General features: G+C 46.8%; 22 protein-coding genes and 1 pseudogene. 8 read left to right on the top strand and 15 right to left on the bottom strand.

Translation table 11 applies throughout. From position 1 onward, the window contains the following. Positions 1 to 13: 13 nt before the first annotated feature. From cysW to SO_RS21585, 9 genes and pseudogenes are all read right to left on the bottom strand, one after another. Entirely contained in the window at positions 14 to 865 is an 852-nt protein-coding gene (cysW, locus tag SO_RS21625) for a sulfate ABC transporter permease subunit CysW (protein ID WP_011074248.1), read from the bottom strand. A 4-nt stretch (positions 866 to 869) separates the two neighbouring features. After that, positions 870 to 1694 carry a sulfate ABC transporter permease subunit CysT gene (cysT, locus tag SO_RS21620; RefSeq protein WP_011074247.1) on the bottom strand — a complete coding sequence of 275 codons (825 nt, stop codon included), beginning with the start codon at positions 1692 to 1694 and terminating at the stop codon, positions 870 to 872. A 62-nt stretch (positions 1695 to 1756) separates the two neighbouring features. After that, entirely contained in the window at positions 1757 to 2770 is a 1014-nt protein-coding gene (locus SO_RS21615; protein WP_011074246.1) for a sulfate ABC transporter substrate-binding protein, read from the bottom strand. Between the two features lie 81 nt (positions 2771 to 2851). Beyond that, positions 2852 to 3028, bottom strand: a complete 177-nt coding sequence (locus SO_RS21610; protein WP_011074245.1) for a YezD family protein — start codon at positions 3026 to 3028, stop codon at positions 2852 to 2854. Between the two features lie 83 nt (positions 3029 to 3111). Then, complete coding sequence (locus tag SO_RS21605; RefSeq protein WP_011074244.1) at positions 3112 to 3744, bottom strand: alpha/beta hydrolase; 633 nt, start codon at positions 3742 to 3744, stop codon at positions 3112 to 3114. Between the two features lie 458 nt (positions 3745 to 4202). Then, positions 4203 to 5709, bottom strand: a pseudogene (locus SO_RS21600) (DUF3300 domain-containing protein). Between the two features lie 150 nt (positions 5710 to 5859). After that, positions 5860 to 7224: an ATP-binding protein gene (locus tag SO_RS21595; protein ID WP_011074242.1), complete on the bottom strand. Its 1365-nt coding sequence runs from the start codon at positions 7222 to 7224 to the stop codon at positions 5860 to 5862. Then, positions 7217 to 7912 (bottom strand): response regulator transcription factor, encoded by a 696-nt coding sequence (locus SO_RS21590; protein WP_011074241.1) that lies wholly within the window; start codon positions 7910 to 7912, stop codon positions 7217 to 7219. Before SO_RS21590 ends, SO_RS21595 begins: the two co-directional genes overlap by 8 nt. 1 nt (position 7913) lies before the next feature. Next, positions 7914 to 8213: a PepSY domain-containing protein gene (locus SO_RS21585; protein ID WP_011074240.1), complete on the bottom strand. Its 300-nt coding sequence runs from the start codon at positions 8211 to 8213 to the stop codon at positions 7914 to 7916. Between the two features lie 367 nt (positions 8214 to 8580). Here SO_RS21585 and SO_RS21580 point away from each other — a divergent pair, with 367 nt between their 5' ends. The 6 genes from SO_RS21580 to SO_RS21555 all read left to right on the top strand — a co-directional run bounded on the left by SO_RS21580 (position 8581) and on the right by SO_RS21555 (position 13891). After that, positions 8581 to 9498, top strand: coding sequence for a choice-of-anchor H family protein (locus SO_RS21580; protein WP_011074239.1), 918 nt, complete (start codon positions 8581 to 8583; stop codon positions 9496 to 9498). Positions 9499 to 9819: 321 nt separating this feature from the next. Next, entirely contained in the window at positions 9820 to 11652 is a 1833-nt protein-coding gene (locus SO_RS21575; RefSeq protein ID WP_011074238.1) for a hypothetical protein, read from the top strand. A gap of 299 nt (positions 11653 to 11951) precedes the next feature. Continuing rightward, entirely contained in the window at positions 11952 to 12281 is a 330-nt protein-coding gene (locus SO_RS21570; RefSeq protein WP_011074237.1) for a hypothetical protein, read from the top strand. A 141-nt stretch (positions 12282 to 12422) separates the two neighbouring features. Continuing rightward, positions 12423 to 12680 (top strand): type II toxin-antitoxin system Phd/YefM family antitoxin, encoded by a 258-nt coding sequence (locus tag SO_RS21565; protein ID WP_011074236.1) that lies wholly within the window; start codon positions 12423 to 12425, stop codon positions 12678 to 12680. Continuing rightward, on the top strand, positions 12668 to 12973 hold the full coding sequence (locus tag SO_RS21560) for a type II toxin-antitoxin system RelE/ParE family toxin (RefSeq protein ID WP_011074235.1): 306 nt from the start codon (positions 12668 to 12670) through the stop codon (positions 12971 to 12973). Before SO_RS21565 ends, SO_RS21560 begins: the two co-directional genes overlap by 13 nt. 441 nt (positions 12974 to 13414) lie before the next feature. Then, the gene (locus SO_RS21555; protein WP_011074234.1) at positions 13415 to 13891 is read left to right on the top strand and encodes a peroxiredoxin; all 477 of its coding nucleotides are present in this window, start codon (positions 13415 to 13417) and stop codon (positions 13889 to 13891) included. Between the two features lie 101 nt (positions 13892 to 13992). Here SO_RS21555 and SO_RS21550 read toward each other — a convergent pair whose 3' ends face one another. The 3 genes from SO_RS21550 to SO_RS21540 form a co-directional block, all read right to left on the bottom strand. Further along, positions 13993 to 14382, bottom strand: a complete 390-nt coding sequence (locus SO_RS21550) for a YgiW/YdeI family stress tolerance OB fold protein (RefSeq protein ID WP_011074233.1) — start codon at positions 14380 to 14382, stop codon at positions 13993 to 13995. A gap of 90 nt (positions 14383 to 14472) precedes the next feature. Then, positions 14473 to 15765 (bottom strand): sensor histidine kinase, encoded by a 1293-nt coding sequence (locus SO_RS21545; protein WP_011074232.1) that lies wholly within the window; start codon positions 15763 to 15765, stop codon positions 14473 to 14475. Then, positions 15737 to 16405, bottom strand: coding sequence for a response regulator transcription factor (locus SO_RS21540; RefSeq protein ID WP_011074231.1), 669 nt, complete (start codon positions 16403 to 16405; stop codon positions 15737 to 15739). The genes SO_RS21545 and SO_RS21540 overlap by 29 nt, the downstream gene beginning before the upstream one ends. Positions 16406 to 16493: 88 nt before the next feature. On the opposite strand from SO_RS21540, the gene SO_RS21535 reads away from it, so the two are divergent. Then, a complete protein-coding gene (locus SO_RS21535; RefSeq protein WP_011074230.1) occupies positions 16494 to 17771 on the top strand; it encodes a DUF5666 domain-containing protein in 1278 nt (425 codons plus the stop codon). A gap of 82 nt (positions 17772 to 17853) precedes the next feature. Here the strand turns inward: SO_RS21535 and SO_RS21530 are convergent, their stop codons facing one another. From SO_RS21530 to ompR, 3 genes are all read right to left on the bottom strand, one after another. Further along, a complete protein-coding gene (locus tag SO_RS21530; protein WP_011074229.1) occupies positions 17854 to 19830 on the bottom strand; it encodes a methyl-accepting chemotaxis protein in 1977 nt (658 codons plus the stop codon). 116 nt (positions 19831 to 19946) lie between these two features. Continuing rightward, positions 19947 to 21263 (bottom strand): two-component system sensor histidine kinase EnvZ, encoded by a 1317-nt coding sequence (gene envZ, locus SO_RS21525; RefSeq protein ID WP_011074228.1) that lies wholly within the window; start codon positions 21261 to 21263, stop codon positions 19947 to 19949. A gap of 40 nt (positions 21264 to 21303) precedes the next feature. Beyond that, positions 21304 to 22029 (bottom strand): osmolarity response regulator transcription factor OmpR, encoded by a 726-nt coding sequence (gene ompR, locus SO_RS21520; RefSeq protein WP_011074227.1) that lies wholly within the window; start codon positions 22027 to 22029, stop codon positions 21304 to 21306. Positions 22030 to 22684: 655 nt separating this feature from the next. Between ompR and greB the strand changes: the two genes are divergently transcribed. Beyond that, positions 22685 to 23188 (top strand): transcription elongation factor GreB, encoded by a 504-nt coding sequence (gene greB / locus SO_RS21515; protein WP_011074226.1) that lies wholly within the window; start codon positions 22685 to 22687, stop codon positions 23186 to 23188. Positions 23189 to 23222 lie beyond the last annotated feature (34 nt).

The raw sequence follows: 23222 nt of genomic DNA, 5'->3' as shown, positions 1-23222 counted from the left end.
TAAAGTGGTGCGCTTAGTTGGTTTTATGTTTACGTTCATCTTTCCACTCCACCATGCTTTTGAGCACGATAGTTACCAGTGCTAAGCCTGTGAGTAGTGACGATACTGCAAACGCGGCTGTAAACATGTATTCGTTGTAGAGCACTTCTATATGTAGCGGCATAGTATTCGTCTCACCGCGAATGCGACCTGACACCACAGCGACCGCGCCAAACTCGCCCATCGCACGGGCATTACAGAGGATCACGCCGTAGAGTAAGCCCCATTTAATATTTGGTAGCGTGACGTACCAGAAGGTTTTCAAACCATTGGCGCCTAAGGTTAGCGAGGCTTCTTCCTCATCTTTGCCCTGTTGTTGCATCAGTGGGATCAATTCGCGCGCCACGAAGGGTAAAGTGCCAAACATGATGACAATGATGATTCCTGGGACGGCAAATATGACCTTTAAATCATGGGCCGCGAGCCAAGGTCCAAACCATCCTTGGGCACCGAAGAGGATCACGAAAATCAATCCCACGACGACAGGTGAGATGGCAAAGGGCATATCAATAATCGAGATTAGTAAGGTTTTTCCCCTAAACTCAAATTTAGCAATAGCCCAAGCAATTGCTACGCCGAAAATGGCATTGGTTGGTACAACAATAATTAATACCAGTAACGTTAAGCGAATGGCCGCAAGCGCGTCAGGATCTGTGATTGCTTGCCACCAAACATTAATACCAGCCTCGAAAGCACCGTAGAGTACGACCGCTAAAGGTAGAACTAAAAATAACGCGAGAAAACTTAACGCAAGGCCAATCAAACTCCACTTTATCCAAGGTGCTTCTGTGGTGGCGTGGTTGGTTGCCGGAGATAACGTGTTCATTCAGTTAGCCTCTTTTACTCGCCCACCACTGTAGGCTATTAATGATTAACAATAAGATGAATGCGGCTGCGAGCATAACTACGCCGATGGCGGCGGCCCCGTTATAATCATATTGCTCAGCTTTGGAGACGATCAGTAGCGGAGTAATTTCTGTGCGATAGGGCAAATTGCCAGAGATAAAAATCACAGAACCATATTCGCCCACAGCTCTGGCAAACGCTAAAGCGTAACCCGTCAATAATGCAGGCAATACTGCAGGTAAAATGACTCGTTTTATCGTTGTGAATCGACTCGCACCAAGGGAGGCAGAGGCTTCTTCTAATTCCTTAGAAAAGTCGGCTAAAACGGGTTGAACGGTGCGAACTACAAAGGGTAAGCCTATGTAAGTTAAAGCAATAACAACGCCTATCTCACTGTAGGCGACTTTAATGCCCCATAAATATAGATATTGGCCAACCCAACCCGTGGTTGAATAGAGCGTAACCAATGCAATACCAGCCACTGCAGTGGGTAATGCAAACGGGAGATCCACCAAAGCATCAACGACTTTCTTACCTAAAAACTGATAGCGCACAAGCACCCAAGCGACTAACGTGCCAAAGACTGCGTTTATCGTGGCGCCAATAAAAGACGCCGCAAATGATAGCTTGTAGGAAGCTACAACCTGAGGATGACTAATTGCGACCCAAAAATCAGCCCAACTCATTTGCAGCGTAAACAGGATCAATCCAGCCACAGGGAGTAAAAAAAGGAGGCTTAAATATAAAACTGAGAAGCCCAAGGTAATACCAAAACCTGGCAAAACCGATTTCATAACTGCCTTACCCATATTCTTATTCCATGGTGAATCAAATAGATAAGCGGCTTCGCGTAGGGGAAACCGCACTAAGTTTATTTACTGATTTTGGTTAGAATGGTGTCGAAATAACCACCATCATTGAAATGAGTTTGTTGTGCTTTGTTCCAGCCACCGAAGACATCATCAATGGTAAACAAGGTTAATTGGGGAAACTTATCCTTATATTGTTTAGAAATATTTGGGTTAGCTGGGCGATAAAAGTGTTTTGCAGCAAGATGTTGCGCTTCATCAGTATAAAGCTGAGCTAAATAGGCTTCTGCCAGTTTGCGTGTTCCTTTGCGATCAACATTTTTATCGACAATAGCGACTGGTGGCTCAGCAAGAATACTGACACTCGGGACAATAATCTCAAACTCGCCTTTACCTAATTGTTCGACAGCAAGAAATGCTTCGTTTTCCCAAGCGATAAAAACATCACCAATTTGTCGCTGTACAAAAGTATTGGTTGCACCGCGGGCGCCTGAGTCAAGCACTGGTACGTTTTTATAAATTTGCGTGACAAACTCTAAGGCTTTTTCTTCAGAGCCGTATTGCTTCAGTGCATATCCCCAAGCGGCGAGGTAGTTCCAACGTGCCCCGCCCGATGTTTTAGGATTCGGGGTAATAACCTCTACACCTTTGCGGGCTAAATCATTCCAATCATGGATATTCTTGGGATTTCCTTTACGTACTAGTAACACAATAGTTGAAGTGTAAGGAGAGCTATTATGAGGGAGGCGGCTTTGCCAATTTTCAGGAATTAAATCTGCTTTTTGTCTCAATGCATCAACGTCATAGGCCAATGCCAGTGTTACAACGTCCGCTTCTAAGCCATCGATAACTGAGCGAGCTTGCGAGCCTGAACCACCGTGAGATTGACGGACGGTAGGAGCTTCATGGCCTTGTTTTTGCCAATATTGACTAAAAAGTTGGTTATATTCCCGATAAAATTCTCGGGTTGGATCATAGGAAACATTCAACAAAGTATTTTCAGCAAGCGCAAGAAAGCTAACTGAGGTGAATGTTAGGGCAAGTGTTGCTTGTTGTAACCGAGATAAAATACTCATACCGAAATCCTCATAATGTGAAATAAGGCTTCCGGTGGACCGGTCAGCGATGTGGGTTTGTTACTAATTATCTTTTTACAGCTACTTCGATTGAGATAATTGGTCTAATCGAAATTTTTCTTTCTTTTCTAGTTGGACTAATTTTCCATGGTGAAAGGTTAATTCCACCGTTCCAAACTCAATACGACCGAGCAATTTTTCAAGGTTGCTGAGCAGTGTTGGAACTAAGGTTTGTTCTAACTCTTCTTTGGTTGCCATAGATGTCCTCATTTTGTGGTTTTTGACACCATAATGCTGATTATAGGGTAACCATGATAACTAAAAAGGTATATTTTGCGATTTTATATTCCATTTGGAAATAAGTGTGGGGTGGTTTTGTCTTGAGCCGTTTTTATGGATGGTATTGGCGGCACATTTTCATTTTGAAACAAAAAATTACCTACCAGAACATCAATCAGTGGCCATTGCCCATGCCCTGAATCCACATTGATATGGCCACTTAAGCCCAGATTAATGGTGGGTAAACCAAAGGATTTGGCCAATGAAGCTGCTTGATTGAAAGGCATCCAAGGATCATTTTCACTGGCAATCACTAGACCACAGATTCCAAGTGTTTGTTTCGGTAATAAATTCCGGATCGTCGGCGTGTCATCGTGTTCGGGTAGAATATGACCATTTTCTGAAAAGCTTTCTGGTGATGCAGGTGCAACTAAAATCGCCGCGACTACTCGTTGTGGATGACGAGCAATTGCCAGACTTGAGGCTAAGCAGCCAAAACTGTGGGCTAAAATGAGGATTTTCCCCTCGATGTTATCCATTGCACGGGATATTGCATCGGCCCAAATATGGATTTTCGGCTCTAGTAAGGGTAAGTCATTGACCCATAAAGATGATGTGTACTTTTGAGCAATCCAACTTTGCCAATGTAAGGGGCCGCTGCCACCAAATCCTGGCACTATTAATAACGTAGTCATATTGTTTCCTCCGAGTGTGTGTCGATACAACCTCAACTCATAAAACGATAAAGCCACATTTTAGGCTTCTCTATGACTATATAACTAATTTTGGTTATTAAAATATGTTGATTTAGTTTATTTTGGAATATGAGATGAGTCTAGGATCTTAATCGAAAGACGGTTTAAAAACGCGTAGGAAGTCGGTTGGTCCTCACCAACGCAATAACATACTCAGAAAGGTAGTGGTTTGTGGGACTAAACGGGAAGCCGTGCTTAATTAACCTTAACTTTGGATTATAAATGCATATCAAACAGATCGTTGCACCGCTCATAGTGTTGAATTGACTTGTAATAAACTCGCTATTAACGCATCAATTCGCCCTATCATTGGTACAACGCGCAAGTTTGAGGGGCATTAGTTGAATTTTTTGCTGTATTGATGGCGTTTATCCATTGCTAACCTGAGTTGAAGTTAATTATTCCCGTTGGCGACGTTCTTGGTTCTGAGTCGAGCGGCCTTGATTATGCTCCACACTGCGTGTGTTGGCGCGATTCGCTCGGTCTTGTTCGCACTTCTTCCCGCTGCCTTGGCTGTGCTTGACGGGGCTGCTCGATACGTTGCGGTTCGGGGCGTCTTACCTCGGGGCGAGCTTCGTGTCGCTGTGGCTGAGCTCGGGTTTCAACATGGCGAGGTTGTTGATCGCTACTTTGATACTCTCGCTGTTGATACTGCCGCTGCCAGGTGTCATTAGTCTGCTCCCTCATCGTCTTCGCCTGATTTTGTCTCACTTGATTATCATGGCGGCCATTGTCGTTACGCTCTTTTTGGCGATGTTCTCTCTGGTAATTCTCTCTGTGAGTTTGAGATGAGTCCATTGGCGTCGCTCGACGCTCTTTTAACTCGGCCTGCGTATGTTGCAAGTTAGGTGTCCGTTCGCGGCTATACTGGTTGCCTCTGTCTTTATCATGGCGCTTGTCATCACGCTGGTTGTCTCGGTTATCACGCGTATCTTGATGTTCCCGTGATTTTGCATATTGGCTGGTAAAATGCTGTCCACTACCGCTGGAGTGAGAGTCACGACCACGGTATTTACTGTCACTGTAATAGCGCTCTTTTACTACCGGATGATGGTAAGCCACGCCCCGTCTGTGCTCGGGTTTATGCTTCCAAGGTTGAGCGCCATGGCTGACCGAGTACCTTTCCCGTGGGCGATAATGGTGTGAGTGATGGTGATCTATCACCACCACTTTATGACGATGCCAATGGAAAGAGCTAAAGAAGTAGTTAAAGGAAATGTGGATCCCGGGTGACCAGTAGAAGTAACTGTGACTTGGGCGATAAGGGTTGCCAACATAACCGCCAAACTGCCAATAAACGGGCGGATAGGCCACGCCCCAGCGCCAAGTGCCGTAAACTACGCGGGGATCATAATAGGGCACATATACAACTTCGCGGCGTACTGGTTCGATGATGATCTGGTTGTTGGCACGGGTCACCGCCATATTATCCATATTGGCCAAGCTGTTGGCTTTGTCCGCCTGTTGTCTGAGCGATTGAATGCCGTCCATCACTTGGCCCTCATTTGCCAAGAAGGCTTCGCCAAGTCTTTGGGTCCAATCCAAATCTTCACTCATTTTTTGCAATACATTGGGGAAAGCCATCAGTGCCTTAACACTTGGGTCCCAGCCCTTATCTTCGGTGCGCGACATCACTTGTTCGACCGATAACTTAGGATGATCCTCTAGCCAACGCTGTGCTTGTACCAATTCGAGGGGGTAGGTTGAGGCGATCAAAATATGGCTCAACAAACTATCGGGATAGAGGGCAATGGGCGCGAGCATTTGTTCGAGTTCGGCCTGACTCAGTGAAGCACTTGAACCTTGGCTGACTGATACGCCTGCGGCTTGGGTTGGCGTAGTGAAAGGCAGAGTAACTAATGCCGCCGATAACACTAACCAGTTCCATCGATGTAATCTGTTCATGGTTCGCTCCAATAATCCTATTTGCGGATGTTATTGGCATCATAGGCGCTTGAATATGAACATAAGCTGAAAGTATGTTGTGCGGCAAAAAGCGCGTTGTAGATTTATTTTCTTACCAAAAAAACGATATATAGTATTGAAAATAAAAGATTAAACTGAATGAGTGAAACTAACGGTAAATTTGGCGCCACCTAAGCTTTCTGAGCGCGATACGGAAATTCGGCCGTTATAGCTATCCACTAAATCGCGGACAATCGCGAGGCCTATGCCGTTACCTTGGTGATAAGAGTCGGCGCGGATCCCGCGCTCAAAGATTTGCGTTTGCAGGGCATCGCTGATCCCCGGGCCATCGTCCTCAATACAAAGTTGCAATTGATAAGCATCGCCAGTGACGGTTAATTTGACCGTTGATTTGGCGGCTTTGCAGGCATTGTCGAGCAAGTTACCTAAAATCTCAGTGAGATCAGCTTCATCACCTTTAAAGACCGCCAGATCAGCGATTTCGCCACTGAGGTTAATTTGCGGTTCTCGATAAATCTTGGCTAAGGTGCGTAGCAGTTTATTGGCCACCTCATCCACCTTAATGCCTAAATGCCAGGAGGCGGCCGCCGCAGTTTGGGCGCGTTTGAGTTGGTGGCTGATAATGCGGCTGATGTTCGACACTTGCTCACTCGAGGCCTCACTTAAATCCACCTGACTTTTAATCACCGCCAGTGGCGTTTTTAGGCTATGGGCTAAATCCGCAAGGGCATTGCGATAGCGCTTACGCTGGGTTTGCTCGGTATTGAGTAGGATATTCAATTGCCGCGCGACCGCCTGTAACTCGCTTGGGTACTGGCTGCTCAGTTGGGTTGATTTACCTTGTTCCACATCGTGCAGTTCTTGGGTAAAGCGCGCCAGCGGCCTAATGGTCCAAATCAACCAACTCAACTGAAACACCATCATCACTAGGATTAATATCAGCAGCCAAGTCCAAAGTTGTTGATTAAATTGGGCTATCTGTTGCTGAAACTCCTGTTCATCCTTAATGATATGGATAGTCACTGGCACATTTTCATTCAGGCTGGCAAAGCTCACGCTAAAGCTATAGATAAGGTGTGGCGCGCCCGCGAGGTCGATTTGCTCAAAGGCATTTTTGCCGGTTGGCGGAATGGTGAACTGTGCTGGTGGCGTGATGCCCATAAACGACTGCGAATGCCAGACGATGCTCTGTTTATGCTCGGCATTCTCTGTGGTCGCGATGGCATAAAGCCCTGATTGAATAAGGTTAAAGCGGTTCTCGAGTACTAATTCAGGGATAAAAATCCGTTTATTTTCAACCTCAGTGACCGCTAATATCGAATACACATAGGCACTCAGCTCATTTTTAGCGGCACTTTTTACCTGCTCGGCAAAGGCGTCATTGAGGGCGACGCCAATCAGCGGCAATAGCACTAAGATAAACAGCAGCGCGCTAAGGACGAGCCGAGTTTTGAGGGAGTTTAATAACTGCCAGGCAAGCGCGCGCTTACTCATCAACACCTTGCTCTGGCGTAATAACCCTTAAGCGATAGCCTTGGCCGCGCAGGGTTTCGATTAGATTGTATTGGTTATCGGGGTCGAGTTTTTTACGTAAACGGCGGATAAAGACTTCGATAACGTTAGAGTCGAGGTCAAAATCCTGATCATAAATATGTTCGGTGAGCGCGGTTTTGGATTTCACTTCACCCTGATGCAGCATAAAAATTTCAAACAGCTTGTATTCAGAGCCGCTGAGGGTAACGAGTTCGCCCTCTTTACGCACTTCTAAGCTACTGGTATTTAAGCTAAATGGTCCGTTAGTGATAATTGGACTTGCCTTACCTGCCGAGCGTCGGATCAGCGCTTTAAGGCGGGCAACCAATTCCTCAGGATGAAACGGTTTAGTGAGATAATCATCGGCACCGGCATCGAGGCCCTCGACTTTATCTTGCCAGCTGTCGCGCGCAGTTAAGATTAGGATCGGAAAAGCGCGCTCTTTTTGGCGAATGCGGCGGATAAGGCTAATGCCGTCGAGTTTAGGTAAACCGACATCGATAATGGCGGCGTCATAATTATATTCAACGGCTTGAAACAAGCCTTCTTCACCGTCGCTGGCGACATCTATGCTGTAATGGGCATCCAGCAAGTGCTGCTTTAAGTTGGTTTGTAGTGCTACATCGTCTTCAACGAGTAAGAGTCGCATATTAATTCCTCGACACGCGTCCTGTGGCGGCATCCACCGAAACTGAAAAAACTTGGCCATCATTATTGAGGATTTTGACGCGATAGCCCGAGCCGCTCGACTGCACGCTGAGCACTTTGCCTCGATATTGACGCTGCGCCATGGCTACGGCTTGATCTGGACTATTCACCACAAGGCGTTGCTCATTGTTCACGCCTTGGTCGCGCGATTGATTGCGATCATCGTGTTTACCATTGCCCGCCATGCTGCCGAAAGAGGCGCATAAGCAGGTGATGAGGATCAGTGTCAAACCAAGTTTCATATCTGTTACCCGTACAGGTTCGGCGATCTTAAGTAAGTTGCGGGGTGGATAGCTTATCGAGTCGACTAAGAATACCTCATCAACATAACAAACACATAGAGATCAGCCAATTGGTAAACACAATTCCTTTAACATTCACTGTGATTCAGGCAAGCGCTATTTACAAACTTGCGCCTGAACCGATGCCGCGCACACAAGTCATATCCAGTGTTCATCTGACATATTCGTAGTGTTAACCACAGCAGATGAATTGCGGCTGAACGGCTTGTTTACTAAAGAACGACGCAGTTAAATGTTCAGCTTATGTTCACCTTGAGTGCCCTTTAATGTCACCAATTTGAACGGATTATCCAATGGGGTATTCAAGATGAACACACAGAAACAAGCTATCGCAACCACGGCTTATGTGAAGGCTATGGCATTGGCTGGCGCATTACTGGCATCAACAATGGTGAGCGCGCAGCCGAGCGACGAGTCAAACTTGGAGCCCTTTAGTGCCGCCAGTATCGGCATGATGAAAAATACCGATGCCGAGCAAGCGGCTAAGCAAGAGCAGCAAGCCTTAAGCCTGCTGCAACAGTCGGCCCCTGCTCAAAATGTAAAGCAATCCACCGCCGCTGCGCTTAAGTCGTTGACGCCATCTTTTTCGGCACAGGGTGCGAATGTTTCGCGCGTGCAATTGATGGGCGCAACTCCCATGACCCGCGAACAAGTGATCGCCAAACATACGAGTCAGCCGATCCCCAGTTCAAGTGCGACCACGGAAGATCCCTATCGCGCTCCGATTTATCACAGCTTTGCGATTTATGATGCCAGCAGCCGTTTGTTTGAAGACTTTGATTACGATGGGTTTTATCGAACCTTTAGCGTGACCTTCGATGTGGATGTGTTTGGCTCATATCTTAATGAGCGCGCTGACCTGTTTGCCGAGTTATACCTCAGCCGTAACGGCGGACCTTGGGTGCATTATTACACCACAGGTGTGTTTACCATCTACGGTGACTCCACGCAGGATGATTACGAAGTGCTGACCACCCTCTACACCGGCTATCAAACTGATCACTACGATGTGTTAATTGATGTCTATGAGGTCGGTTATAGCGGTATTGTGGCAAGCATTAGCGCCGATAATACCGATGGCTTATATGCCTTGCCGCTAGAAAGTCGTGACCGCGATAGCTCAGGCGAGGTGATTATTGTGGATGAAGGCGGTGCATTTTCATTCTTCGCCTTGCTTGGCCTAGGACTGTGGGCGGTACTGCGTAAACGTGAAGAGTTTATGTAAGATTTGATTTTGATGTGCAATGTGACAGAGTTTATCAAAGGCCATACTGACTAATACACACAGAGTAAGAAGTCGGTCTCACCCTTACAAGGCAGCGTATCCATCGATACGCTGCTTTTTTATTTCAAAATGCACACCCAAAAAACAAACAGAAATCATGCGCTTGCGCTCTTTCTACCCAGAATGATTTTTGCTATTGTGGAAATCAAATTTTAAATCAGTGAGTTGTGAATAATTTTGCCAAGTGTTTGGGGTGAGGTTATGTACATGCGTACGATATAATTGCTAGCCTTTGAGAGTGTTCAGTTTGGAGCATAAGAGATGAGAGAACAAGCAGGTCCGCTATTGGCCGAGATTGATCGTTACCTTAAAGCGCCGCTCAATCAGGACGTGGCTGCACGTCTATTCGAGAACAAATGCGGGATAGTTAAACTACTCAGCACAATAGATCAAAAACATTTTAGTGCAGCCTTCATTGGAAAAATCGGCGCAGGAAAAACATCCGCAATATGTAAAGTCTCCGACCTCCAGTATGAAGACTCCAACAATGAGCCTGTTGAGGTTCTGAAGACCGGGGCTGGCCGAACAACAGTATGTGAAGTGGCGGTAGAATATGCTACTAAGTACTCCATCAAAGTTGAGCCTTTGCCGGAAGATGAAGTTCAACGAGTTGTAAGAAATTTTGCCGATTTCATATGGGCTAAAGCCAATAAGAACGTTGCTGATGAAGACGAAGGTGGCAACCTTCTGAGCGAGGAACTTACTCGGTGCATACGAAATATGCTCGGCCTGACGATTGAAAAGAAGAAAGAAGACGGTAAGTGGCGCTCAAGCGACAAGGCATTAGAGTTTTCAATGGGCTGTCAGTCTGTGGCAGAGGTGAACGAGCTAATGTTTTCCTGCTTGGACTTAGAGAGCAGAACAGAAACGGAGTTTTGGCCAAATTTAGAGGAATCAAAGAGCTGGCAGGTATGGCTCAGAGACAATTTCGCTCGGATTAATGACGGGAAGAACAAGGTTGTTTCAATACCCTCGCGGATCATTATTCGAGGCCCGTTTCCTTTAATGCGTGGCGACATTGTTTGGAGTATTGTCGACACTCGTGGCATCGATTCATACATTCACCGTGAGGATATCCGAAAAACTTTGGATACAGAGGGAGTGTTCCCAATAATTTGCTCCTCGTTCGTGGATGCACCAGACGCGGATTGTAGATCGTTTTACGAACTTGGAATTCAGTTGGGTTTAGGTCGGCGAGTTGCCCGAGACGTAACTCTACTGATCTTAGACAAGAACGAATCTGATAAGGTCTCAGACATTGACTGCGATATTACGGATCTCAATGATCGCAAAGGTATTGGTCGAAGCATCAGGGAAGAGCAGGTTGTAAATAAAATTTCACACGAGTACAAAATAAGCCCTAATATCATTACGTTTGATAGCAAGAACGATTCAAGCTCTGAAATTTGGGATGTACTGGAGGAGCGACGTTCAGCTTATATCACCAGCAAATTGAATGAACTCGTAACGCTTCTCGCCGCTTCACAGGAACTTCTGAGCGCGGAAGATAGCAAGGTTGAAGCCTTTGAGCGTGACAGCCATACCCTAGTGTCAGATTGGCGCTCGAGAGCTGATGCAAGGTCACCTGACTGGGCTCATTTTGGTGAATACATTAAGAATGTATTTTCCGCAACGCATCATCGGACTCTTGCAGCTAGCATTGATCGAAAGGGGTCTTGGTACAATCTAAACGTCTACGAGGCGATCAATCAACGTGCAAGGTCAAGCGCCGTCAAATTCTGTGGCACAGAGATTGCCGAGTTGAAGAATAGTTTGGCACTTTTGCGCAGTAAGTACCCTGAGTTTTCCAATCAGATTGATGCACTGGAAAGTAAGTGTGTTACTCAGTTCGACGCCTTCTCGGTAAACGTGGGTGAAATCGCGAAGGAACAATGGATCGAACAGGTGAGGACATTCGTATCCATTTGGCATTCAATGGCTGCCGAGTGGGGATGCGGCGCAGGCTATAAGAGCAGAGTTATCGAGCACTGGGTAGTTTGGACAGAATCGGATCTGTCTAAAGCTATCCATAATGCGCTTCTGCGGCGTATTGCATCGGCTTGGGGGCGTGTTCTTGCAAAGGTACAAGGCTAGCAAATAAGGATAGGCCGCGCGCCGCCGCGACTTTATCCCAAGTGTGGAACATAAAGGAAGCTGATACCCATCCTAAGGTGGGTACTTTGCTACGTCGATTTTTTGCTTATGAGAGAAGAAAGTGGGCACCCATCCTAAAACGTCGATTTTTTTCGATAATGCTGCCCAAGTACTTTTAAAGGCAGCTATTCAAGCCACTTTGGCCTGAGTAAGTTGTGGGCAAACCTAAAGTTCATTATGTTTTTGTTTTATTTGGGGTGGCCTTATTTATTCGCCTCATGTATTAGGAGAACTGTCAGATGTCATCTGTACCTGAAAAAGATTGGAAGAGGCTTAGCAGTCTCAAACAGAGTTTGCTCAATTCGGCATGCGAGACAATTTTTGAGCGTATAGAGCACATATCATCTACCCGTAAAGGTCGGGAGCATGAAGCTTACTTAGCTATTTGGAAAGTGATTAACAAAGAAGATAATGCCATCGCTGAGATGTTTGATGATCTTAAACGTAGTAATGCGGTCGTTAAAATAGCAGCCTTGAAGCATCATGGTGTATTGACTGATGAGCAATTGGCGCTGTTTTCGCAAGAAACACAGGATGAGGTTGCCCATCTTTGCAGTTACAGACGCTAACAGACGCATTTTATTGCTAGCAAAAACACTGGCTACGAAATCAATCCGCTGCGCGCTGCATTTGCCGTTAGCCGTTTCAAAGCTTGTTATGCTTATAGTGATAGAATAGTATCACTTTAGTGTTTTTCGGGAGCTGTTCAAATGAAAGTGGAACTCGTGACGTCACTAAAACGTCAAGCAACTAAGATCCTTGCCGATCTGCATGAGACCAAAGAACCAGTATTGATCACTGAGCATGGTAAACCGTCAGCTTATCTTATTGATGTAGAAGATTATGAGTTTATGCAAAATCGTTTGGCGATTCTTGAAGGTATTGCACGTGGTGAGCGAGCTTTAGCGGATGGAAAAGTCGTCAGCCATCAAGATGCTAAGGACAGAATGTCAAAATGGCTGAAATAATTTGGACGGAACCTGCTTTAGCTGATCTGAATGATATTGCTGAATATATCGCGCTTGAAAATATCGTTGCTGCCAAGCAACTGGTTCAAATGGTTTTTGCAAAGGTTGAGCGTTTAGTCGATTTTCCCGATTCAGGGCGTATTCCACCAGAACTAGAGCGGCTCAATTATCGTGAAGTGGTGGTAAATCCATGTCGTGTTTTCTACAAGTATGGCGATGAAAAGGTTCGAATTCTTTTTGTTATGCGTGCGGAAAGAGATTTGCGTCGTTTTATGCTGACTAGGGCGTGTTGACGTTTCAGGGTTGTTTTTGCAGCAATTTGGCTGGCTTTTATGCAAGGCAAAGTCCGTGCAGTGTAGTTATTCTACATAAACGGACGATAACGCGGCAGAAAAGCCAGCCAAATGCTGCCCGAAGGGTTCGTCTGGCAAGCCCTTGCTCTTTGTCACTCGTCATTTGAGTAGAATAACTACACATCATTCCTCGTTTCGCGAGCACGTGCTTGCCAGAACGAACAAAATCTAATCTCGAAACGTCAACACGCCCTAAACAGTAAGCTGGCTAAGCACTGAAACCTAGACTCATCCTAACCAGTATACTTTGCTCCTCCCTTTAGGGCGTTCCCGCATAGCAATATCGATTCTGCTGCTACAAATCCCCCTTTTTCTCTCGGTGTTTATCCTGTCGGATTCGGGCTAGTATGGGCGAGTTACGTTAACTAAAGGAAGAGAGACATGATTGCTCAAGGTCAAAAATTACCAGCGGCGACGCTAAGCCAATTAACAAAAGATGGCATGGTAAATCATCAAGTTACCGAGCTGTTTGCGGGTAAGAAAGTGGTATTATTTGCAGTGCCAGGTGCTTTCACACCAACCTGTTCTGAAGCGCATTTGCCCGGTTATGTGGTGCTGGCCGATGAGTTAAAAGCCAAAGGCGTTGATTTAATTGCCTGTGTATCGGTAAACGATGCCTTCGTGATGAAAGCCTGGGGCGAAGCGCAAAATGCGTCTGAGTTACTGATGCTTGCCGATGGCGATGCGAGCTTTACTAAGGCGCTCGGATTAGAGATGGATACCGCAGGCTTTGGCGGTGTGCGTTCACAACGTTATGCGATGATCATCGATAACGGCGTGGTGACGTTACTGAATGTTGAAGCACCTAAGTCATTTGAGGTGAGCAAGGCCGAAGTGGTGTTGGCGGCTTTAAGTTAAGATAAGCGGATGCCCCTGAACTTATGGGGCTGATGTGCCGCTTGCTTGAGCGAGAGAATTGCCAGCCTAGGCTGGCTTTTTTATTCGGGATTTTTATACGGTTATGGAGCGAGTTGAATGCTGTCGGCATCGATAGTGACTTCTGACCAGTCCTTATCCACTTCACCGCGAATAATCACTTGGGTTTCTGGCGTGACGGTATGTCCGAGCCACAGATCATCGTCAATTTCGATTTTAATATCGCCCGTGCTGTCACGGAAAATATAATCATCGTGGCCAATTGACGACATGATATGACCGGTTAACTCCACCTGAGTGTCATCGCTGGCATTGAGTGCACTGACGACATCATGAATGATTTGCCGTGCGCTGGGGCCTTGAAAGCCACCACGTAATTGGGGTTCGCCCGTTGTTGGTTGAAATCCAGCTTGGCTGCAAAAGGCACTCAATGACAATGTGATTGCTAACATGCTTAAGGTGATTTTATTCATCTAAATGTCCTCTTTCTAATCTTACGCCGCTGGGCGACTCATCTGCGGTGAGTATCATGCCAAGACGAGCGTGAAGCAGTTGTGAAGAATTTAAGCGGATTCATTTAGATGCTGTTGTGGCTCGCGGTTATCCATAAATTGGATTGTTGCCAGATAATCATCCCCTAGGCTTTGGGCCGAAAAGTGCCACCCCATGCGCTCGCAGATACGTTCAATAATAATCAAACCACAACCATAGCCCGTGGGCTCGGCGCTGTGGTGGCTAAGCGGATTTTTTATGGTTAGTTGATTGTTTTTCAGCGTGATTTCAATATCGCCACTGCTGTAGTTAAAGGCATTTTTAATTAAGTTGCCTATCACTATGTCCACAAAACTCACCGGCGCGCAAATGGCGGTATTTTGGTTAACGCTGAGCTGATGGCGGATTTCGTGTTTGGCAAAATGCTGCGCCATTTCACTTAATAGCTGCGTAAGCCGTGCGGCTAAATCAACTTGATCATAGTGTTGCGATTCAATTTGTTCCTTACCTAATAACAAAAAGGTTTCGGTGAGGGTTTTCATCTGTTGGCCTGCGTAATCAATGCGGGCGATGGCTTTGTTGGCGATCCGCTGCTGGGCTTCGTTCGCGCTGTTTGGCAGTTTTTTGAGTAATTCTGTCGAGCCTTGGATCACCATAATAGGCGTGCGTAGTTCATGGGAGGCAAAGCGGCTAAACTCCTGTTCCCGAGTAAAATAGGCGGCAATTTTGGTTTTATTTTCCAGTAAGGTTTGTTCGATATGGCGGGTTTCACGGTAGGGCGTGCTAGGGATAAAGCTCGGCTCCTCTGGCGTCAGCGCATTGATTTTTCGTTCAATTTCAAAAAATGGCGCCGATAGTAGCCGCACAAAATATAAGCCATAGGCCATGATGAACAGCAGTAAACCTACCCCGAAGAGGGATATCAAAATATGCAGCCTGTCCTCATATCCATCGAGAAAGTCATCCGCATCATCCTTAAACACCACATACAATAAACCTTGCCCCGATGGGTGCGGCGAAATCAAAAAGTGCTTATCTTCGGCACCCAACTGGTGTTCATAAAAACCCGTTTGTTGATAGGCTTGCAGCCATTGCGGCACAAACTCTTTGCTCCAATAGGTGGTGAGTTCGTGGATATCGGGGAGCTGGGCTTTATCGCCAAATCGTTGATAGTTTTTCTGGTATTCACGGGTTTCGGTCGCCAGTTTGTGTTCAAGGCTAATGACCTCAATTTGTTCTTCGGCGATATAAATCAAACCCCAGAAAATCGCGAACATTAGGCTTGTGAGCGCTAAAAACGTTAGGCGAATTTTTTTGTATAAGCTCGGTAATGGCTTAGGGGAGGAGTCGGTAACCTTGGCCATGAATCGTCTCTAGTTTGGAATCTGTAAAGCCCTTATCCAATGCACTACGCAGGCCATAAATATGGCTACGAAGCGCGTCGCTACAGGGGGCGTCATCCCCCCAAACCGCATCGATAACTTGTTCTTTACTCACAATGGCGGGGGCATGTTTGAGCAGTAGCGTCAAAATCGTGCGTTGGATTTTACTCAGCTTGATTTCCTTACCCGCGCGGCATGCTTGCTGCGTTGCGACATTTAAGCTGATTTCACCAAAGCGCAATATGCCTACATCTAAACGCGGCCCGCGATTATGCAGTGACCGTAGACGCAGACACAGTTCTTCCATGGCGAAGGGTTTATTTAAAAAGTCATCACCGCCCGAGGTAAATGAGTCAATTTTGTCCTGCAGGCTATCTCTGGCGGTTAAAAACAAAATCGGCGTATTACAAAACAGCTCTTCGCGCAGTTTTTTGACCGTACGGATACCGTCTAATTTGGGCATCATAATATCCATAATGATCACGTCATAATGGTTTTGCTGTATTAAATTGATGGCGCTTTCACCGTGATAGGCGCAGTCAGCAATAATGCCTTCGAGGGTTAAATAGTCCATGATTGTTTCTATAACATCATGATTGTCATCAACAATTAATACTTTCATTGCTTATCTTCATTTCTTCACGTTTGCTTGACGTTTCCCATACTAAGATGCGAGCCGTTGATTTAACAAGGTAAATAAGGGAGAAAAAATGAATAAGCACTTAGTAGGTATTAGCGCATTACTATTAACCGCCTGTGGTAGCGACGGTTCATCAACGGATGTGACGCCACCTCCCGCGAATTTACCCGCTAAAGTGATGGGGACTGTGACTCAGGTGTCCGCAGACCATCAGCAGATCACTGTGAATGGATACAAGATTAATATCGCCAATGCAGATATTCGTTATCAACAACAGCCTCTGGATGCCAAAGCTATTCAAGTGGGGATGCGCCTGGATTTGGTTAACCAAGGTCAGCAGGCTAAAACGGTGGTTGTCGATCCTGCGCTAGTCGGTGAAATCAGTGCTATCAATAAAAATAATATTACGATCAATGGTATACAGCTAGCTGTTGCATCAGCTAGCCAATATAAAAAGGGAGATTGGGTAGCGGTAAATGGCTATCCCACAGTGGTCGGACAATGGCAGGTAGAGTCGATTAACCTTTTCCCGAATCTCGCAATTGCTGAAATCGAAGGTCGGGTAACAGAGCTTGATTCTGTTGCGCAGCAATTCCGCTTGGGCTCAGCCTTGATCGATTATGCCAATGCCGAGTTAGAAGGGCTGTTAGCCGAAGGTGTGTGGGTTGAGGTTGAAGGTCAACAGGATGGCGCCGTATTTAAGGCCCATGAAGTCGACGTAGAAGATGCGAATGATGCGCCGACGTTCAACGAGATGGAGTTAGAGGGCACAGTGACTTGGGTTAACCAAGACAAGAGCCAGTTTGAGCTTAATAGCCGCACACGACTCTATGTGACTGAACAGACTCAATTTGAAGATGGTAATCGCGCCAATTTGCTGGAAGGTAAGCGCCTAGAAGTGGATATTCAATCTACTGCGCAGGGCTTGTGGGCCAAAGAGGTCGACTTTGAAAGCTCAGATGCGGGTGGCCCGTTACCCGATTTAGGCAACAAGTTTGAGCTTGAAGGGCGAGCCACGCTCGATAGCAATAACCAGCTACAAATCAATGGCTTTACCTTTATTATCGACGCGAGAACCCAGTTTGATGATGGCTTAACCCTTGCAACCCTTGATCAAAAATGGCTGCAAATTGAGGGCGTTGAATTAGCCGATGGCCAATGGCTAGTGAAGGAAATTGATCTTGAACAGCAGAGTAATGAGCTGGAGCTAACCGGAAAGGTGAGCCAGAACAGTCTGTGGGGTTACCATGCTAGTGATGCCTCATTAGCGACCTTTGATGGTAATTGGGTCAATGTGGAATGTCAGTTTGATGACATTCAAATCCACAGTTGCCGCATTGACGACTAATACTCGTTAACGACTAATGCTCGTTAATCCCTGCAAATGGCAGCAAGATTATTTTCTTGCTGCCATTTTTATGTGCTTAAGCTTAAGCCGCGCGCATTGGCACGACACGACTGTCGGCAATACCTAAACTGGTTTCGATATTTTCCACACTTTGCTGCACTTCTTGGGCGATGACTTCGCTCTGCTGTGAGCTGGTTTGCGCTTGGTCTTTTAGGTTGTCCATGCTGCGGACAAACTCATCGAGATAATCCACCTGTTCTTTGGCATTAAGTGAACCCTGTTTGGCGGTGTTTGCCATTTCACTTGCTTGATTTTGCACGTTTTGCGCAACTTGCCATAAACTTTGCGCCCGTAATTTTTGGCTGCTGGTGGCCTTGGCAATGCCATCGACACTTTCGCTAAGTGCATGATTCGACTGGGTGAGCTGTTGCAGGATTTTCACGATTTCATTTAACGATACCTGCGTGCGTTGGCTAAGGCTGCGCACTTCGTCGGCGACCACCGCAAAGCCGCGGCCTTGCTCGCCTGCGCGGGCGGCTTCAATGGCGGCATTAAGCGCCAGTAGATTGGTTTGCTCGGCGATATTGCCAATCACATCAATGATTTTGGCAACGTCTGTTACTGAGTTATTCAGGCTTTCGAGTGATGCATGGCACAGGCCAACGGCGGTTTGTGTTTGCTCGGTGGCGCTAAGTACCGCTTCTGCCTCGGCTTGGCTCGACTGCATTTGGCGCATGGTTTCGACCGCACTCTGCTCGACTAGAGCCGAGGTATGGCTGACCTCATTGGCGAGGCTACGGATATGCTCGGTTTGCGACTGCGTCTCGGCCACTATGGTCTGGGTGTGCTCAGTGTGCTGCGACAGTTGAGTAATGCGCGCGACCAACCGACTTAAGGATTGGGAAACCTTGGTCATTTGTTGGCGCTGCAGTTCATCTTCCTGTTCAAAGCGATTAAGTAGCTGATTAAAATGCCCTGCAATTTGGCCTGTTTCACAGCGGCGATTAATGTCCAAACGCTCGCGGCTGTTGGACTCGCTTAACTGCATAAAGGCTTGATTGAGGCGCTTAAGGGGCTTAACGACTCGGTTCTGTTGCAGGATTAAATAGCCGATAGCGAACAGCGCCATGATAGAAACCATCGTATAAAGAATAAGTTGTAGCTCATATTTTAAGTGTTGGTTTTTGACCGTTTGGGCTTCACCGAGGGCGATGAGTTGCTGTTCAACCATGCTAATGGCTTGAATTAATTGCGCTTGCATCTCTTGGTTGGCTTGGAGCAATTGGTGGGTATTGGCGACTTCCTTATTGTAGCGATTGGCAAGGCTTAGTAGCTCGCTTCGATCATTTTCGCCTACCTCAATTTGTTCAGGCTCACTGCCTCCGAGAGTCAGTTCATCCGCTTCTTGCTGTTCGTAAATACCGATTAACGGCAGAGTGTCGAGTTGATTGCGCCACTGGTTAAGCGCTTTGCTGGTGCTGTCGAGAATATTTTTAAGCTGCTGATTTTTATCAATGAGATAGCCATCGGTAAGCTGCGAGAGTTGGTAAACAATGCTGGGTAAGTCACGGCTTAATTGCAGATATTGCTCGGCCACTGCAGCATTAACTGCTAAGCCTTTGTCGGCATAACTGCCGAGCCTGCGGTTATAGTCGAGCATTTCGGATTCGGCATGGGCGAGTAATTGTCTTGGGTTGCCCGCGAGTTTGCCCGCCGCGCGGTATTTGTTGTCTAAGTCTTGGATAAACTGAGTTAATGCGGTTTGTAAATGGTCGTCAGCACTGCCGGAGGCTGCGAGATCCAGTTCGCCCAGTTGGGTTTTGATGCGATTGAGTTTGGTTTTGGCCTGTTGAAGCAGGGTTGCATTACCACTCGCTAAATAGCCATCAAGATCGCGGCGCACGCCAACGAGGAAATCCTGTTGTATACCTTGGAGAACTTGGGTTTGTTGCTCAATCTGTTGCCTTTGGTCGCTACTCCATAGCACTACGGCTGCTAATAATCCTGCAAGCAATAACAACAGCGCTGAAGCAGAGAGTGATAAGGTTGAAATCTTCATGATGCAATCTTCATTGGAAACTTAAGGTAAGTTAACTGCCTAAAGTTTATGAATGTTGCGTGACACAAATATGACAAATCGAACCCAATGTCAGCGTTGTCATTATGATTTTGGGATTATTCTCGCGGTAGCCAAACTTGGGCTTTTAAGCCGCCTGCAGCACGATTCGAGAGGGTGATTTGGCCTTGGTGACGGTCGATAATCCGTTTGATGATGGCGAGCCCAAGCCCAGAGCCGACACTACCGCGGGCAATATCACCTTGGGTAAAAGGCTGAAAGAGCGTAGGAATTTGTGATTCATCTATCCCTGGGCCATTATCTTCAACGCTAAAGCCTATGCGTTTACCATCAAATTGCGAGCTTATCCGCACCCAGCCGGAGCCATAACGAAAGGCGTTTTCAACTAAATTGCTCAATACTCGCTTGATTGCTAGCCCTTGAAACAGTGCTTCGGGGCAGTCGGCCAACGCCAACTCAATTTCACCGTCACGATTGGCTTCGGCCTGAGCAATATCTTGAATGAGTTTATTAATTTGCCCGGGCTCGCGACTGGCTTCCTGATCTTGGCGAATATAGGCAATAAATTGGCTGATAATGGCATCCATATCTTCGATATCGTTGACGATACCGTCTTTAAGATATTGATCATCTTCAACCATCATCTCTGAGGCGAGGCGGATACGAGTCAGCGGCGTGCGCAAATCGTGGGAGATACCTGCCATCAACAGCGCACGATCTTGCTCTAGCTGCTTCATGCTATGGGCCATCTGGTTAAAGGCGTTGGTTACTTCAACCAGTTCGCTGGAGCCTTTGAGGGGTAAAGGGTCGGGAAACTCGCCACGGGACACCGAAATTGCGGCCTTTTGTAAGCGTCTCAGTGGCCTGTTTTGCTGGCGGGCAAACCACCATCCACCGGCAACACTGAGTGCGCCGATCACCATTAAGTACAAGGTCAGCGGTGACAAATCGGAAACGTTTTGACCAATCAGCGGTACTTTAATCCATACAGATGGTGCCTGCGGCGGACGGATCCAAACTTGTAACACGCGGCCATGGGTGACACGGACTTCGGCATCGCCACCCAGATATTCGGTCATCTGCGATGACCAAAAACCGTAGTAGGTGGCTTGTTCGATACCTGCTTCGCGGGCTTGCTGTTGGTTATACACTTTCATGCCATCGTCACGGACTTTGGCATTAAGCGCATCGACTATGGTTAAGTGTTCACGGCCGATATCGATACCATCGACAAATAACAGATTGATTTGGCGGGCGATTAACTGGTTGATTTGTTGATAGCTGGGCTTTAACACATACACAGCGACGGTGACATAGGACACCAGCTGATTGATCAGCAGCAGGCACCCAATCAGCAGTACCGTTTGGCTAAAGGCGCTGCGGGGAAGGAGTCGCTGCCACCACTTTAGTTTCATAGTCGTGCCAAAACAGTGTCAACAACAGGCCAAAAGCGCATCATCGCCGGGCGGCACCGTCGGGCACAAACACATAGCCTAATCCCCACACGGTTTGAATATAGCGCGGATTAGCGGGATCTTTTTCAATCAAGCGGCGCAGGCGCGAAACCTGTACGTCAATCGAGCGCTCGAGCGCCGAATAATCACGGCCGCGGGCGAGGTTCATCAATTTATCCCGCGATAACGGTTCGCGTGGATGGGTGACTAACACTTTTAATACCGCAAATTCGCCACTGGTCAGCACGATGGCCTCATCACCGTGGTACATCTCACGGGTGGCTAAATCGAGGGAAAACTCACCAAAGCGAATTTCGGCTTCCTGCTGCGCCGGCGCGCCGGGCACATCCTGAGTTTGGCGGCGCATCACCGCTTTAATCCGCGCCAATAGTTCCCGCGGGTTAAACGGTTTTGGCAAATAATCATCGGCACCGAGTTCTAGTCCGATAATACGGTCGACCTCATCGCCCTTAGCCGTCAGCATCACAATGGGAATGGTGCTACCCTGTTGGCGCAGGCGACGGCAGATAGATAAGCCATCTTCCCCAGGCAGCATGAGGTCGAGCACAATCAAATGAAAATTTTCTCGCTCCAGTAAACGGTCCATCTGCTCAGCATTGGCCGCACTGCGTACCTGATAGCCTTGCTCCATCAGGTAACGCTCGAGGAGTGCTCGTAGGCGCATATCATCATCGACAACGAGGATTTTCGAGGTTTCTTGTCCCATGGGATGTCCTTAAATTGCTCGGATTATTGCTTTTATTTTTTATGCCGTTATACAACAAAGATTAACTGGCTGAAATTGAAAACGAATCTGCCAAGAATATGCTTAATATAGCTGGATTAAATCAGAGCGACTAGCTCATGATGTAAGCCAACGGCAGTCGAATGCGACAAATTGCCAACTCATGTTAATACTAAGCAAATGAAATTGCATGGGAATCGTTGAATATATTCACTATACATATGAAATTGTAACTAAATTGGCATTTCTGGCAGAGGCGATTTTTGCTAGTCCTTAACTTTGGTGGCGACTCTGAGTATTATCAGTGCACGCCTATGTAAAATTATGCTCGTTTTAGGGCGTGTTGACGTTTCGAGATTAGATTTTGTTCGTTCTGGCAAGCACGTGCTCACGAAACGAGGAATGATGTGTAGTTATTCTACTCAAATGACGAGCTGCTCTTATGACAGAAAGTAAGAGCAAGGGCTTGCCAGACGAACCCTTCGGGCAGCATTTGGCTGGCTTTTCTGCCGCGTTATCGTCCGTTTATGTAGAATAACTACACTGCACGGACTTTGCCTTGCATAAAAGCCAGCCAAATTGCTGCAAAAATAACCCTGAAACGTCAACACGCCCTATTTAACTACAGAGTCTTAGCATGAAAGCGCATTTGATCACCCGCCAAGGCTGGATGACCTTAGATAAAGAATTAAAATACCTGTGGAAGGAATATCGCCCGCAGATCACCCTCAAAGTGCAAGAGGCCGCTGCGCAGGGCGATCGAAGTGAAAATGCGGATTACACTTACAACAAAAGGCTTTTGCGTCAAATAGATAGCCGTGTTCGCTATTTGGTTAAGCGCCTCGAAGAGCTTAAAATTGTCGATTACTCGCCCCAGCAGGAAGGCAAAATTTACTTTGGCGCTTGGTTTGAGCTTGAAAACGACGCGGGTGAGCGGGTGCGTTATCGGATTGTCGGTAAAGATGAGCTCGATACTAAACTGGGTTATATCACCATTGATTCTCCCATGGCGCGGGCACTTATCGGCAAACAAGTTGATGATGAAGTGGTGGTGCAAACGCCCTCAGGCCCAAAGGCATGGTATATCAATGAAATACGTTATACGCCGTTCGACGCGCCGCTAGAGGGCGAGCACGAATAAACCTAGCGAGATCAAACTCTCGGCGATTTTCAGC

The organism is Shewanella oneidensis MR-1 (genome assembly GCF_000146165.2).
Taxonomy (GTDB): Bacteria; Pseudomonadota; Gammaproteobacteria; order Enterobacterales; family Shewanellaceae; genus Shewanella; species Shewanella oneidensis.
The sequence above is the reverse complement of the archived record's forward strand: the minus strand, read 5'-3'. Positions and strand labels throughout refer to the sequence as shown.